The organism is Kribbella sp. NPDC051952, from assembly GCF_040680855.1.
In the GTDB taxonomy this organism is placed as follows: domain Bacteria; phylum Actinomycetota; class Actinomycetes; order Propionibacteriales; family Kribbellaceae; genus Kribbella.
Genome location: NZ_JBFAXQ010000001.1, coordinates 497,154 through 512,394 on the forward strand (window position 1 = coordinate 497,154; position 15,241 = coordinate 512,394).

Below are 15,241 nucleotides of genomic sequence, written 5' to 3' on the forward strand. Positions count from 1 at the left end.
GGTCACTCCGCGGTACGTCTGCACGCGACCGATCGACTCGCTTGGTCGGGCGCTCCTGTGAGGGTTCGACGGCTCCTACGCTTTCGCCAGCTCGGTCCCTCGTGCCGGGTTGCTCAAGAGGATCCGATGGATGGTGTTCGTTTGGTGGTCGTAGTTCACTCATGGGTGGCGGCTCTCGGGGTCTTCGCGTCCGTTACGACGGCGAGGCGGAAGACGTGACGGTGCCAGTCGCCGGGGATGTCGAGGAAGCGTGCTGCGTCGGCCATGCGGTGGTCAGGGTCGACGGCGCCGGAGAGCTCATCGATCGCGTCGGCCAACGCACCATTGGCCCAAAGCATCTCAGCAGCAGGCAGGCTGCTGCCCGGGCGGGACAGGTAGCTGGCGAACTGCTCGCTGATCGTCGAGCCGCTGAGATCGAGACCACGTCCACGCCACTCTGCTGTCATCGGATGAGCCTGGTCAGGGTGACCGCCCCAGACATGTAGAGCCTCCGCGACATCCGCGAACCGGTAACGGCCCGATTGCCACCGCAGCTCGGTGTCGAGAGAGCAGACGACGTAGGGATCGGTGAGAGCACCTGAGACCGCAACCGCCAAGTGCGCCGACAAAGTAGACGGCTCATAGTCGGCCCGTATGAGCCCCGACCGGCTGGCTACAGCTCGCTCGACTGCCTCTGCCACAAGACATTCGCGGATCCGCGCCGGCATTGTCGGCGAAACCGGCACGACCCTCGGTACTGGACGCGGTAGGCCGGCGACGTGGGCGATCGTGAGAAGTTCGACCCAGAGGGTCAGCCTCGGATTCGCATCCAGAGCTTCCGCCGCGATGGACAGGTCGCGAAGGGTGCATGGGCGGGATTGACAGCTCGGGCCACATGCCGGCGTGCGCCGGCCGGTCGTTGCCACGGTAGGGCCGGCCTTGATCCGGTGCTCGCGATCCTCGCCATAGGGGACCTTGACGCGTACGGGCCGGTCCATCCCGTCGGTGAAGACTGCTGCTTGGCCAGGCGGGAGGGAGACTACGGCGCGCGATTGCGGTTCGTCGAGGTTCATGGTGGCGCCGACGTGGTCGCGGTCGTCGGCGGCGGGGAGGCGGTGGAGGATCTTCAGGGCCGAGTTCTTGACGACGTCGGGGATGACCTTGCTGGGGATCTGTTCGGCCACCACGATGCCTTCGCCGTACGCACGGATCTCGGCGAGGAGGCCGGCGAACATCTCGACGGCGTGGCTGGATGGAGTTCCCTCGGCGGCGGCCTTGAGGAGGCGGTGGGCCTCCTCCACGACGGTGACGTGACGCAAGCCTTCGGTCGGCTCGGTCGCGTGCCGCACCCGGAGATGCTCGATCAGGCGGATCAGAACCACGCCCATACAGAAAGCCTTGTCCTGATCGTCGCCCACGTCTTCGAGTTCGAGGACTACATTGCGACGGAGCAGCTCTGCCACATCCAGAGGATGCCCGGTCCCGAGAAAGCGACCCGGCGTGCCAAGGAGCAGGGAAGTCAGCCGTACGTCGACGAATCCGCGGACGTCGGCCGCCAACTCCGCGCCGTACCCGATGTCGTCGACCACGCTGCGGGCGACGGATTGCAGGTCGGCGAGAGTCGGGAAGGGTGTGCCTTCTCGGTGCGGCCGACTCAGCGCGAGATCCCACCCGAACGACGCGTAGCAGCGGGTCAGCGCCTGGCTGAGCACCTGGGGAAACGGCTCGTTCGCTTCGAAAGCCGCTAGAAACAAGGCCCGGACCAGATCAAGGTGCGTCTGGAGTGGAAAGCCCTTCTCCGGCTGGAGCGGGTTGAGGCTCAGCGGTACGGCATCAGGATCGCCCAGCCGGAGCACTGCTACGTCACCGCGTGGCCCGAGCCTGCCCGCCATTGCGGCGTACTCGGCCTTGGCGGGCTCGATCACAAGCCACGGAATGGACGCGTCGTTGAGGCCTTCCAGCAGATGCCTGATCGTCTGGGACTTGCCGGATCCGGTCGCGCCTGCCACCAGCGCATGACGGTTCAGCGTCGACAACGGAACGGCGAATTGAGTCACGGCCCGGCCGGTGCTGTCGAGAACAGCACCGAGCGGTACGCCGTCGTCCGGGGTTTCGGGGGTCAGGTCGAACCGCACCTGCTCGACGGCGCGAACCCCGGCGATCTCACGCACCGGCGGACGAGCGATCGCGGCAAGGAGCTCACCCGTCGCCTCGAACCACGCTGGATCCGCGGTAGTCGGCATCAGCTGGTACGGCGTACTGTGCAGGTCGGCCGCCCCCGCCAGCACCTGCGCGGATGTCCGGGCGGTCGCCCCGTCGACCGCGCCGACCAGGATCTGAACCCGCCACAACCCGCCCTGCGCTGCCGAGAAGTCCCGGTATCTGGCCCGGTTACGCTCGAGCTCAAGGGCTTCCCGACCGGAGATCTTCTCCCGATCCAGGCCGATCGTCATTCGCAGATGGAGATCGTCGAGCAACTCCGTCCGATCGTCCCTGCCGATCGGTGACGCCGAGACCAGCCAGGCAAAGGGCTCAGGGCCTGCCGCGTCAAGCAGATCCTCGAGGATGCCGATCGAGTCGGCCTCGAGCTCGGGAAGCGCACTGAGCACGTCGTGCCCGCCGTCGACGGCGAGCCAGACCGGCAGGTCAACCGAGTCTGCGGTCACACAGCGAGCACCGACCGGGTACGGGATCGCCCCGTCGGCACCAGGCTCGATATCCAGCCGAATTTCGACCGGGCCGTTCGCGACGGTCCGTGTCCAACAACAGCTGAACGAAAGTCCCGCCGCTGCGTGCGCGGTCAGTGCTGGCAGTAACCCTCGTTTGAGCGACGCCAGGCGCTGACCAACCGCGCTGTCTGGTCCGCCGGTCAAGGGCACCTCGATCAGGCGCCATCGGGGGATCATGTGCCACCCAAGCGTGGATCGCAGTCGCCGAGACGGGGACTGGCTGGGTCAAGCGGATCCACCATGATGAAGGCTGTCGGCGACAACCCCTGGAGCACTGTCGGCTCGATCGAGTACTCGTAGGTCCGTTGGTAGCCGACGGACGTGTTCTCACTGGTTCCCTTCGACGCCGAGGTCGACGTCGATTCCGACCACGATGAGCCACCGGTCGTGCTCGACGAGGACTGCTCGCCGCTGCTCTTGCTGCCAGATCGGTGGCGACGGCTGAAGAGCAGTCCGAACGTGGCCTGCCGACTGTCCGAGGTCTGCACCCCGACTGAGTCGCTCGTCGAGGAACTGTTGCCGCGGGAGGTGCTGTCCGACGTGGACTGAGAGGTGGTGGTCCCGTGGGAATAGGTGAACTGGCTCGCCACGAGGCGATGCTGACGGCCGATGAACGTCGCTGCCTGCTCGGCTTCCTTTGCGTTTCCCAGGCGCATGAAGAGCACCGCATCTCCTCCGCCCAGCAGCTCCACCGCACTGTCCCGGAGATGCGAGAAGAGAAGCACGAGACGCAGGCCGTTGCGGCGGCAGATGCTGTCGAATCGCTCCAGGTCCGGCCGCGCCAGTACGTCGGCGCCCGCAATCACCACGATCCGCTCACCGCGGCCCGACATCTGTCCACGCTGGATTCGGGACATCGCGACCTGGAAGACCAACTGGCGGAACAGCGCCGCGGTCAGCTCGGACTCGCGATGGGCCAGCTGAACGACCCGCAGTGAGATCTCCTCGCCGTCCCAACCGTCCATCGCCACATCGCCGCTGACGCCCGCCAGGCGAGCGATTCCGGAGGCCAGCCGGAACAAGCGAGGCTCGGCAGTACGTCGCGCCGCTTCGCTGAGTAGGTCGGTCAGCGTTCCGTATTCGGCTCTTGTCAGATCACCCCGTTGACCGGGTGGGAGCTGTCGAAGCATTACCTGCAACGCCAGGTGCAGCCGGCCCATGGTGACCGGAGACTCGGTCAGACACTCGACGACCTGCTGTACGAGCGTCGCGTCAACCCCGCGCGATTCGGTTGGCTCGGCCTCAGCAGCTCGCAGTGCCTCGGCGATTACGACGCCGATCTCCTCCGCACTCAGCCCTGCAAGCAGGTTCAGTGAACGCTTCTCGTCGGGAACGACCGTCGATCGGATCGGCGCGCCATGATCCTCAGCCAACTGACGTAGCGGCTCGGCGACCGCATCCTGAGTCAGGTCAAGGACCGTCAGGCGGCCACCTGCGCTCATCAGGGAACTCCCCATCGCGAGCAAGGCAGCGCGCCATCCGGCGGCGGTCCCTCCGTAGAGATCCACCCGTTCTTTGGTTGCCGGTCCGACCGGCACCCACGGCCGCACGGCTCGAGCTTGCTGCCCCCTGGTCCGCTCCTGGTCGTTCAAGTCGAGCCACCACGTCTGAACGTCGGTTTCGAACCGAGCCAACGAATCACTACAGGCGGTCAGCCACAGCTGATGTTCGCGCACAGTTGCTCGACGCAACAGCTCCGGACGCCCCCAACGCAGCCAAGCGAAACCCAGTGTCAGAGCGCCCGGTGCCAGCGCCAGTAGCGGGTCGGCGGCGAGGCCGACGCCCGCAGTGAGCAGACCACCACCGACTACAACCCAGGTCAGCAAGGAACGCGTACGGAGCGCGGTCGCACGCTTGGCGTCCAACCTGGCCAGCCCCGTCGGCTCCGGCACCACCGGGACGGGCGGCTCCTCATGCTCGACGACGACGACCTCGCGACCGCGGTACTCCCAGCCCCACTGCTCGGTCTGGACCGTTGCGAGCGCCTGCTCAACCATGCGTCACCATGCCGGCAACCGGCCGGTCGGTTCCGGGGCTGTCGATCCGATCTAGAAGGACGCCTCGAGCTAGCTCGGCAAGCACGGTTGCGGCCGTGTCGATCACCTTCGAAGCCTGCCCGACTGCGGTTTCCCGCTCCGCGTCGTCGATTGCGGTGAAGCGGTGCCGGCATCCCGTGCAGTGGGTAACCGACGGCTCAGACCAGGCGAGGCATCGGGAGCACTGACGTGCTTCGAGCAGCCGCTCTGCCTGAGTCAGCCGTCGGCGCTCGGTCAATGCGCGTTGCCAGCGAAGCCGGGCCTGGGGCAGATAGTCGGCAAGCTGCCGGTCCGTAAAGCTCCTTCCGCCGGCGCCCGCGACAGCTGCGGTAAGCCGAGCGGCGGCGTCGCGATGCGCCGTGGTCGCACGTCCGAGCGGGCCCACTGTGACCAGCAGCGGGAACCAGCCAAGGGTCTGTAGACGGAGGGTGTCCTGGCGACGTCGCCATTGCAGCGACAGGCTCGAAGGTTCGCTTGGATCGGCGACCCATCCGGCCGGCCGCACCGCGGACTCGAACAGAGCGCTCTGAGCCTCGCCGAGCGCAGGCTGAGGGAGGAGTAAATGGACGTGGTGCCTGCGGACGATCTTGGCCCGGTCCGATACCACTCCCAGTCCTCCCCAAATTCGCGTCGTACGCCGGTGCGCGCGACTTGCGCAAGGCAACTTTAGTTACCGGCTGTGCCTGTCGCATCATCTTCGTGTCGCCACTTGTGGAAAACTCCAGAGCTGCGTTGCGGACTCATGGCGACGAAGCCTTGACCAGGAGTGATGGGCGGGAGACGATTCCGGCGAAACGCGGGCTGACAACCTTGTCATCGGGGCCGCGTGACCATCTTCGGTGCGCGGTCGACCGTGAAACCGGGCGTCCGTGCGCCCGGCCGTGCAAGGAGCGTGGATGAATCTCCGCCGCCCATTGGGGCTCGTCGCGTCTCTCGGGCTTGTTGCTGTGACACTGTCTTCTGCCATGACGTCAGCGCATGCCGTCCCCTCCACGAGCGAGGATCAGCCGGTGGTTTCCGGGTCCTCGTACTACACGTCGTTCGAGCCGGGTCAGCCGCAGCCCGGGTACACCGACACCGTCGAGACCGGGCCGGACGGGAAGCCACGCACCGACGGCGTCCGCGGTCCGACACCGACCGGCGTCGGCGGCAGCGAGATGGACAAGGTCACCAAGGTGACCGCGAGCGGCGAGAACACCGGGGGCGGTGAGATCGCCTCCAACGCGGCCGACGGTGACAAGTTCACCAAGTGGCTGGTGTTCGAGCCGACCGGCTGGCTGGTCTACGAGACCTCGGCGCCGGTGGTCATCCGCAAGTACGCGCTCACCTCGGCCAACGACGCCGACGGCCGCGACCCGCAGAACTGGACCGTCTCCGGTTCGAACGACGGCACGACCTGGACCACGCTGGACACCCGGACCGGCGAGAGCTTCGAGAACCGGTACCAGACGAAGGAGTACAGCTTCACCAACGAGACGGCGTACAAGTTCTTCAAGTTCGACGTCACGCTGAACCACGGCGAGGACATCGTCCAGCTCGCCGACTGGTACCTCTCGAACGGCGCGCCGCTGCCGCCACCCGGCCCGGTCGCCGAGTCGCGGCTGGACAGCGGCCCGACCAGTGCCTACAACGCCCGCGCCCGGGTCGGCTTCACCGGCGTCAAGTCGTTCCGGTACGCCGGTCACCAGACCACCGAGGGCCGTGGCTACACCTGGAACAAGATCGCCGACGTCGACCTGAAGGTCAGCAAGGACACCCGGTTGTCCTACAAGATCTTCCCCGAGCACGTCGAGGGCGACCTGAGCTACCCGAGTACGTTCGCCGCCCTCGACCTGGCGTTCTCCGACGGCACGTACCTCAGCGATCTGCGCGCGAAGGATCATCACGGATTCACCCTGAGCCCCCGTGGTCAGGGCGACGCCAAGGGCCTGTCCACGAACCAGTGGAACAACGTCGAGGCGGACCTCGGCACGGTGGCCAAGGGCAAGACGATCAAGCGGATCCTGATCGGCTACGACAAGCCGTCCGGTCCGGCCGACTTCCGTGGCTGGGTGGACGACGTTCGGATCGCCGCCGCGATCAACCCCGACCGAGCGGCCCAGAAGACCGCGGCCAAGCACCCGTCGGACCTGGCCCTGACCACCCGGGGTTCGAACGCCACCGGTGGGTTCTCGCGGGGCAACAACTTCCCGGCGACCGCCGTACCGCACGGCTTCAACTTCTGGACCCCGGTGACGAACGCCGGCTCCACGTCCTGGCTGTACGACTACGCCAAGGGCAACAACGAGGTCAACAAGCCGACCATGCAGGCGCTGTCGATCAGCCACGAGCCGAGCCCGTGGATGGGTGACCGGCAGACCTTCCAGGTGATGCCGTCGACCGCGGCCACTCCGACCGCGGATCGCAAGGCGCGGGCCTGGCAGTTCAGCCACGACAACGAGGTCGCCCGGCCGTACTACTACGGCGTCACGTTCGACAACGGCAACGCGGCCGAGATCGCGCCGACCGACCACGCGGCGATGCTGCGGTTCAGCTTCCCGGCCGGCAAGCCGTCGCTGATCTTCGACAACGTGAACAACAGCGGCGGCCTGACCCTCGACCCGGCGACCGGTGTGGTGACCGGGTTCAGCGACATCAAGAGCGGCCTGTCCACCGGCGCCGGCCGGCTGTTCGTGTACGGCGTGGTCGACCAGAAGGTGGTTGCCTCCGGCAAACTGTCGGACGGCGGCGGCGCCAACGTCGGTGGCTACTTCGGCTTCGACCCGAAGGCCACCCAGGTCCAGCTCCGGATCGCGACCTCGCTGATCAGCACGGCCCAGGCCCAGAAGAACCTGGCGATGGAGCTGCCGGCGGGATCGAAGTTCTCGCACGTGAAGGACGCCGCGCAGGAGCAGTGGGACGCGAAGCTGCGCACGATCGAGGTCGAGGGTGGGACGGCCGACCAGCTGACCACGATGTACTCGAACCTCTACCGCCTGTTCCTCTACCCGAACAACGGCTCCGAGAACACCGGCACCAAGTCCAAGCCGGTGATCCAGTACGCGTCGCCGACGTCGCCGAAGGTGGGTACGGACACCCCGACCACGACCGGTTCGAAGATCGTGGCCGGACAGACGTACGTGAACAACGGTTTCTGGGACACGTATCGCACGGTGTGGCCGGCGTACTCGCTGTTCGCACAGGACGAGGCGGCCGACCTGGTGAACGGCTTCGTCCAGCAGTACAAGGACGGCGGTTGGATCTCCCGCTGGTCGTCACCCGGCTACGCGAACCTGATGGTCGGGACCAGCTCGGACGTCGCGTTCGCGGACGCGTACCTCAAGGGAATCAAGGGGATCGACGTCCAGGCGGCGTACGACGCGGCCGTCAAGAACGCGTCCGTGGTGCCGCCGTCGGAGAACGTCGGGCGCAAGGGCATGGACCTGTCCACGTTCAACGGCTACACGTCCAACGTGACCGGTGAGGGCTTCAGCTGGTCGATGGACGGCTACATCAACGACTTCGGCATCGCGAACATGTCGAAGGCGCTGTACGACAAGGCGAAGAAGAGCGACCCGCGCAAGCAGGAGTACCTGGACAACTACAAGTACTTCTTGAACCGGGCCCGCAACTACGTCACGCTGTTCGACCCGGAGATCAACTTCTTCCAGGGCAAGGGGCCGGACGGGGTCTGGGGCTACTCCCCCAGCATGTTCGACCCGCAGGACTGGGGCCACGACTACACCGAGACGAACGCGTGGAACATGGCGTTCTCCGCACCGCAGGACGGCGCCGGCCTGGCCGCGATCTACGGGGGCCGCGACGGTCTGGCGAAGAAGCTCGACGAGTTCTTCAGTACGCCGGAGGACGCGCTGCACCCGGGTGGGTACGGCGGCACGATCCACGAGATGCTCGAGGCCCGCGACGTACGGATGGGTCAGTACGGGCACAGCAACCAGCCGTCGCACCACCTGACCTACATGTACGACTTCGCGGGTCAGCCGTGGAAGACGCAGGCGCTCACACGTGAGGTGCTGTCGCGGTTGTACCTGGGCTCGGAGATCGGGCAGGGGTACCCGGGTGACGAGGACAACGGCGAGATGTCGTCGTGGTACCTGTTCAGCATGCTCGGGTTCTACCCGTTGCAGGTCGGATCGCCGACGTACGCGATCGGCTCGCCGCTGTTCACGAAGGCGACAGTACGGTTGGCCGGCGGCAAGAAGCTGGTGATCAGTGCCCCGGGCAACAGCTCGAAGAACGTCTACGTGAAGAGCGTCCGGATCAACGGGAAGAAGTGGACGTCGACCGCAATTCCCCACGACCTGATTGCTAACGGCGGCAAGATCGAGTTCGAGATGACGGACAAGCCGTCGAACTGGGGTAGCGGCCGCAACGACGCACCGCCGTCGATCACCACCCCGGGCGAGGACCCGATGACGTGGCGGGACTCGACGTCGGACGTCGGTGCTGTGGTCGGATCAGGTGGTCTGGACGTGACCGCGCTGACCGACAACGACGCCAAGACCCAGGTCACGCTGACCGGAGCCAGCCCGACAGTCACGGTCGCCCTCCCGCAGAGCCGCCCGGTCGGCATGTACACGCTGACCAGCGGAGCCACCGGCGTCGCACCGTCGGCGTGGGTGCTGGAAGGATCCAACGACGGTACGACGTGGAAGACGGTGGACCGCCGTACGGGCGAGAAGTGGGCCTGGGCGTCGTACACCCGGTCCTTCAGCGTCGCCGCGCCGAAGGCCTACACGCAGTACCGCCTGGTGCTGACCCCGGCCGCGGGTGCTGCCGGCGTGACGCTGTCCGAGATCGAGCTTCTCGGCACGTTGAAGGGCGTCGAGCCCGGTACGCATCCGAGCGACAAGCGAGTCGCTGAGACGAAGCCGAGCCCGACACCCTCGCAGTCGATCGACCGCAACTACGGCTGATCCGGATCGCCGGTTCCTGTCACTTCTTGTAGTGGCAGGAGCCGGCGAACTTCAGCAGCGTCTTCTCGTCCCACGCGAGGTTGTAGGCGTTGTTGGCGACCGCGATGAGGTGGGTCGTCTTTCCCTGCCGGACGTGCACCTCGCGGCGTCCGTCCCGGCTGTTGCCGAGGGTGATGACCGCCTCCTTCTTCCCGGCGCGCACCTTCGGTAGCTTCGTCCACGCCTCGGTGTACTTGTCCGCGGTCAGACCCTCGCCGTTGTCCGTCATCTCGACCTGCCGCACCACCATGCTGAAGCTCACCTCGTGGTACTGCTTCGTGTTCCGGAGCTTCGGGTCGAAGACCTCCTGCTGCTCCCAGTCGTCCTTCTCGGCAGCGGGGTAGGAGATCCGCGCGGCCCAGCCCTTCGGGATCAGGTCGCAGGTGATCTTCCCGGGGAACGCCTTGGTGTTCGCGACCAGGGCTACCGGGGTCGTCGGGATCGGTGGCGCCCCGCGGTGGTCGTTGGGAAGACCGCCCGGGATGTGCGTCGGTGTCGACGCCTGCGTCGGAGCCGGCGTGGTCCTGGCGGCTGGGGCCGGCGTGCCGTCTGTCGTCGTACCGGAGGGGAGGATCGACCAGCCGACGCCGATCACGAGGGCGGTTGCGACGGTTCCGCCGACTACTCCGATGGTGCGGCGACGGCGGAGGGCGCGACGGCCGCGGGTGAGGTCGGCGGACAGGTCCGCGTCGGTGATGCCGGGCTCGTCGCCGGCGGCCTCGTCGAGTAGATCCTTCAGTTCGGTCATCGCAGCTTCTCCAAGGTCTCCAGTGGGTCGCGGAGGAGATCTCGCAACGTGTCGAGGGCTCGTGAGGTCTGGGACTTGACGGTGCCGGCCGAGCAGCCCATCAGTTCTGCCGTCGTCTGCACGTCCAGGTCCCGGAAGTACCGCAGCACTACCACCGCGTGCTGGCGCCGGGGCAGTTGGGCGAGCGCCTGCAGCACGGTCAGCCGGTCGGCGTGATCCGGGCCGGGCTCCGGCGCGGCGTCGTACATCTGCACGGTGGTCGCTTCTCGTTTGCGCCACATCCGGCGCCGTTCGTCGAGGAAGGCGTTGACGAGGATCCGGTCGGCGTACCGGGCCGCACCGTCCTCCCGACGTACCTTCGCCCAGTGGACGTACAACTTGGTCAGGGCGACCTGGACCAGGTCTTCGGCCCAGTGTGCGTCCCCGCTGGTGAGTAGCCGGGCGGTTCGCAGCATCCGGCCACGATTCGCCGTCACGTACTCGAGGAACTCCGCGTCTCGATCGCTCACGCCTCGCCCTCCCTGGTGGGTGATCTCCACCCTGCATCTACTGGGTGAGCCTGGAGAGAGGTTGCATCGGACTTGTCCCGGACAGGGAACTGTCCCGGACATGGAACTGGGCGGTGGCTTGATGCCACCACCCAGTGCGGATGCTGCCCGGCGGAGCCTGCCCCTGAAAGGTTCCGCCGAAGTCGATGAGGGGTGGCGGTCCCCGCCCGGACTGCCACCCCTTCATCCCTAACGACGCGCGAGGATCGCCAGGGGTTGCCTCAGCCCCAAAGAGTCCACATGCCGGACACGGCCAGATCTGCGGTGGCTGCGAACCAGGCGATGTTCAGCGCCAGCACGGCCACGGTGACCAGGGTGGCGAAGGCCCAACCGAGCCCCGCGCGCAGTGCCAGCACCGGCAGTGCGAGGGCGATCGCGATCCCGCCGAGCTGGATCGCGAACTGGAATCCCCAGCTCTCCACCTGACAGTCGTACGCCGTCGGCGGGCAGAGGGGAGCCTGCATCCGCAGCATCAGAGCGTAGACAGCGCCCGACAGTACGCCGATGAGCACCGCTTGCAGGATCACCTTCCCGATCAACCGCCCGCTGGCATCCATCCCACCACGGTAGGCGCGCGGAGGGGCGACGTACTTGAGCAGAACTACTCAGCCGCTCCAGCGGCCGGTGAAGAAGCCGGCCGCCCAGATCGCGGCCAGGGGTATGGCGAGGGCCAGGTAGAGGCGGCCGAGCCAGGGTTTTCGGTGCGCCATCACGGCCAGGCCGATCCACAGCGGCCACCAGAGCAGGGTGGCGCGGGTGAGCGAGTAGATCCAGAACGACGTACCGAAGGCGCCGACCGTGGCTGCGACCCAGGCGGCCTCACCCCAGGAGCGGCGCCACAGGAGCCAGGCGAGCAGAAGCAGGCCGACGAACAGGGCGACCAGTTCGCCCCGGAACATCCAGGTCCAGTCGCTGCGCTCGGGGGCGAAGTGGCCCTTGCTCGCGGCCTCGAACGTGTGCACCAGCGAGGTCCACGGCCAGGTGAACTCGCGCGCCCAGCCCTTCTCCTGCGCCTCCTGCCAGGCGAACCACGAGCCGTAGATCTGCTTCAGGTACGCCATGAAACCGAGTACGGGGACGGCCGGCAGGGCCAGCCACGGGAACGACAGCCAGTCCCGCTTCTTCGAGGTCAGGAACTCGACCACCAAAGCGAACGCGAGGAAGATCCCGGACACCCGCACGGTCGCCGCGAGCGCGACGAAGATCGCCGCGCGACCCCACCGCCCTTGCCGGGCCGCGAGCCAGGCGGGGAAGGCGAACGCGCAGAACAGCGCCTCGGTGTACCCGGCGGCCAGGAAGACTCCGACGGGAGCGCCGTACCAAATGATCGCCGCGTTCGGACCGATTCCCTTGAGCTCCGGGAATTCGTACTGCGCCAGTCGGGCCAGGAAGATGCCCGCGACGGCGCTCGCGACCGCCGATACGACGATGCCGGCGGCAACGTAGCCGATCCCGGTCCAGCTGACGATCCGGACCAGCAGCGGGAACCCGGGGAAGAACGCGGCGAGCGGTGCGCCGGACGGTTCACCGTGGTTGTAGCCGAACTCCGCGACCGCCTTGAGGTGCCAGACATCCCATTGCAGCCAGGCGTGCCAGACGTTCGGGTAGTCCTTGCCCGGGTTGAACAGCAGCGGCGCCGAGATCGACAGCAGGAACAACCCGAGCCGGGTGACCAACCACCACCCGAGCACCTCGCGGCCTTGCGCCGACGGCAACCACCGCCGCCACCGCGCCTCGTCCACCCGGGCCCGCCGAGCACGCCGCGGCTGCGGCTCCTCAGCAGGCGCGGCCCGCTCAAACACAGTCCACCCGAGTCACGCCCCTATCGTTCCTCATCCGGTCCACGCGGAGCGGACTCAGCTACTGGCCGCCACCACCGGGATCCTTCGGTGTGTCGGTGCTGGTGGGGTCGGTCGGGATCGGCCAGCCCGGCGGCTTCGGAGTCTTGGTCGGCGGGGTCTTGGTCGGCGGCGTGCGCGTCGGCGGGGTGTTGGTCGGGGGCGTCCGTGTCGGCGGCGTGTTGGTCGGCGGAATGTTGGTCGGGGGTGTGTTCGTGGGTGGGGTGTTGGTGGGCGGCGTGTTCGTCACCGTCACCGGCGGCGGCGTCGGGCTGTCCTTGATCGCGTCCTGGTCCGGCTCGGCGAAGTCGGTCTTGTCGACGCCGTCGAGTGCGCCGGTCATGTAGGCCAGCCACGTCTTCAGCGGCCAGGTGCCACCGAAGAACGCCTTCTCGTCGGTGTAGTCGTCGAGGTTGCTCTCACCGCTCTTACCGGCTCGGTAGACCACGGAGGTCGACAGGTCGGGGGTGTAGCCGGTCCACCAGGAGGTCAGAGTCGCGGAGCCCTCCTTGCAGCCACCGCACGCCTTGTCCTTCTTGCGGTCCTCGACAGCGACACCACCGGCGGTACCGGTCTTGCCGGCCACCGGGCGGTCCAGGTCCTTGGCGCCGGTACCGGTGCCCTTCTTCACCACGTCCTGGAGGACGTAGTTGACCATGTTCGCGATCTCGGGCGTCATCGCCTGGTTCGGCTTCGGAAGGCTGACGAGATCCTTCCGCTTCGCACCGTTGGCAGCCGACCAGAGCACCTTGCCGTCCGGCCCGGTGACCGTGTCGATCGTGTGCACCTCGCGATGCAGACCGCCGGCCGCGAAGGTCGCGTACGCCGAGGCCATGTCGACCGCCGAAGCGTACGGGTCCGGACCGAGCACCGTCGACGGGTTGTTCCGGCCGTTTTCGAGCACCTTGGTCTTCGGGATCCCGGAAGCTTCGGCCATGGTGACCAGCTTGTCGGGACCCTTGTCCATCTGCCGGTCGACCAGGTCGTAGAAGGCGGTGTTGATGGACTGCTCGGTCGCCTTGAGCAGGCTCACGTCGCCGTAGTCCTGGTTGAACTCGTTGTTGAGCTTCTGGCCCTGGACCTCGATCGGGCTGTCGCCCTGGAAGGTGTCGTAGATCGACTTGTCGTCCGCGAGAGCCGCGGCCAGCGCGAACGGCTTGAAGCCCGAACCGGGACGGGCCGGCAGCGTTGCCCAGTTCAACTGGCTCTTGAGGAAGTCGGGGCCGCCGTACATCGCCAGCAACGCACCGGTGCTCGGCTGGACCGCGGCCATTCCGATGTGCAGATTATCGCGCTTCTTGGGCTGCTCGTTCTTCGCGGCCACGAGCATCTTGTTCTGCTGGCCGTAGTTGAAGGTGGTCTTGACCTTCAGCCCGCCGCCGCTGATCTCGTCGTCGTCGAAGCCGATCTGCCGCAGCTCGGCCCGGGCCATGTCGAGCAGGAAGCCGTTCGGGCCGGCGAAACGGCTGCTCTTCTTCGGCTTCTTGAGCGGCGGCAGGTGGGCGGCGTACTGCTTCTGCTGCGTTTCGGTGATCGTGCCCATCTGTCGCATCCCGTCGAGCACGTACTGGTAACGACCGATGATCCGCTGCTGGGTCCTGTCGTCGGTCTTGTCGACGTCGAACAGCAGTGGGTTGTTCAGCACGGTCGCGAGCAGGGCTGCCTGCGGCACGCTCAGCTTCTTCGGGTCTGGCACCTGGAAGTACGCCTGGCCCGCTGCGGAGACGCCGTACGCGCCCTCGCCGAAGTAGATCGTGTTCAGGTAGCCCTCGAGCGTCTTGCTCTTGTCGCCCTGCCGACCCATCTTGGTCGCGATGAACAGTTCCTTGAACTTGCGGTCGACCGTCCGCTCCTGGTTCAGGTACATGATCTTCACGTACTGCTGGGTGATCGTCGAGCCACCCTGCAGCTGCTGGCCGCGGGCAATGTTCCAGGCCGCGCGCACCATGCCGGACGGCGAGATTCCGGGGTTCGTCCAGAAGGTCCGGTCCTCGGCCGCGATCATCGCGTCCTGGACCGACTTCGGGATCGCCGACAGCGGCACGGTGTGCCGGTTCTGGTCGTAGAAGGAGCCGAGCGGATTCTTCTGGTCGGCGAAGGTGACCGTCGTGGTGTTGGCGGCGAAGGCCTTGTTCGGGTCCGGGATCTCGGTGGACTGGTAGACGATGAAGAAGGTCGCCACGGCCCCGATGATGCCGACGAAGAAGAGTGCGGCGAGCCAGCCGACCAAGCGGAGCGCCCAGTGTCGCTTACGGCGCTTCGCCGGGGTGGCCCTGCGCGCCGGGGCGGCCTTTCTACGAGCTTCGCTCACAGTCCATTCCTCGACGATCTCACGGAAGTCATTGCCCCACAGACTACGGCGGGTGTGGTAACGGACCCGAATCCGCTCCGTAGGCTAGCAAGCCACC

The 15,241-nt window shown here is 66.9% G+C and carries 9 protein-coding genes; 1 reads left to right on the forward strand and 8 read right to left on the reverse strand.

Annotated elements, in window-relative coordinates:
- Positions 1–155 precede the first annotated feature (155 nt).
- The 3 genes from AB0L70_RS02460 to AB0L70_RS02470 all read right to left on the reverse strand — a co-directional run bounded on the left by AB0L70_RS02460 (position 156) and on the right by AB0L70_RS02470 (position 5,351).
- Positions 156–2,645, reverse strand: coding sequence for an ATP-binding protein (locus AB0L70_RS02460; protein WP_363679095.1), 2,490 nt, complete (start codon positions 2,643–2,645; stop codon positions 156–158).
- A gap of 236 nt (positions 2,646–2,881) precedes the next feature.
- Positions 2,882–4,705 (reverse strand): hypothetical protein, encoded by a 1,824-nt coding sequence (locus AB0L70_RS02465; RefSeq protein ID WP_363679097.1) that lies wholly within the window; start codon positions 4,703–4,705, stop codon positions 2,882–2,884.
- Positions 4,698–5,351, reverse strand: coding sequence for a hypothetical protein (locus tag AB0L70_RS02470; RefSeq protein WP_363679099.1), 654 nt, complete (start codon positions 5,349–5,351; stop codon positions 4,698–4,700). Before AB0L70_RS02470 ends, AB0L70_RS02465 begins: the two co-directional genes overlap by 8 nt.
- Positions 5,352–5,709: 358 nt before the next feature.
- On the opposite strand from AB0L70_RS02470, the gene AB0L70_RS02475 reads away from it, so the two are divergent.
- Positions 5,710–9,660, forward strand: a complete 3,951-nt coding sequence (locus AB0L70_RS02475; RefSeq protein ID WP_363679101.1) for a GH92 family glycosyl hydrolase — start codon at positions 5,710–5,712, stop codon at positions 9,658–9,660.
- Between the two features lie 19 nt (positions 9,661–9,679).
- On the opposite strand, the gene AB0L70_RS02480 is transcribed toward AB0L70_RS02475, so the two are convergent.
- From AB0L70_RS02480 to AB0L70_RS02500, 5 genes are all read right to left on the reverse strand, one after another.
- Positions 9,680–10,447, reverse strand: coding sequence for a hypothetical protein (locus AB0L70_RS02480; protein WP_363679103.1), 768 nt, complete (start codon positions 10,445–10,447; stop codon positions 9,680–9,682).
- On the reverse strand, positions 10,444–10,956 hold the full coding sequence (locus AB0L70_RS02485; protein ID WP_363679105.1) for a SigE family RNA polymerase sigma factor: 513 nt from the start codon (positions 10,954–10,956) through the stop codon (positions 10,444–10,446). The genes AB0L70_RS02480 and AB0L70_RS02485 overlap by 4 nt, the downstream gene beginning before the upstream one ends.
- Before the next feature lie 260 nt (positions 10,957–11,216).
- Positions 11,217–11,552, reverse strand: coding sequence for a hypothetical protein (locus AB0L70_RS02490; protein WP_363679107.1), 336 nt, complete (start codon positions 11,550–11,552; stop codon positions 11,217–11,219).
- Positions 11,553–11,600: 48 nt separating this feature from the next.
- The gene (locus tag AB0L70_RS02495) at positions 11,601–12,797 is read right to left on the reverse strand and encodes a mannosyltransferase family protein (RefSeq protein WP_363679109.1); all 1,197 of its coding nucleotides are present in this window, start codon (positions 12,795–12,797) and stop codon (positions 11,601–11,603) included.
- 58 nt (positions 12,798–12,855) lie between these two features.
- Positions 12,856–15,144, reverse strand: a complete 2,289-nt coding sequence (locus AB0L70_RS02500; RefSeq protein WP_363679111.1) for a transglycosylase domain-containing protein — start codon at positions 15,142–15,144, stop codon at positions 12,856–12,858.
- Between the last annotated feature and the right edge of the window lie 97 nt (positions 15,145–15,241).

Bases quoted from the DNA above. Each gene is read 5' to 3' on its own strand.
- AB0L70_RS02465 (WP_363679097.1), bottom strand. From the start codon at position 4,705: ATGGTTGAGCAGGCGCTCGCAACGGTCCAGACCGAGCAGTGGGGCTGG.
- AB0L70_RS02475 (WP_363679101.1), top strand. From the start codon at position 5,710: ATGACGTCAGCGCATGCCGTCCCCTCCACGAGCGAGGATCAGCCGGTG.
- AB0L70_RS02480 (WP_363679103.1), bottom strand. From the start codon at position 10,447: ATGACCGAACTGAAGGATCTACTCGACGAGGCCGCCGGCGACGAGCCC.
- AB0L70_RS02490 (WP_363679107.1), bottom strand. From the start codon at position 11,552: ATGGATGCCAGCGGGCGGTTGATCGGGAAGGTGATCCTGCAAGCGGTG.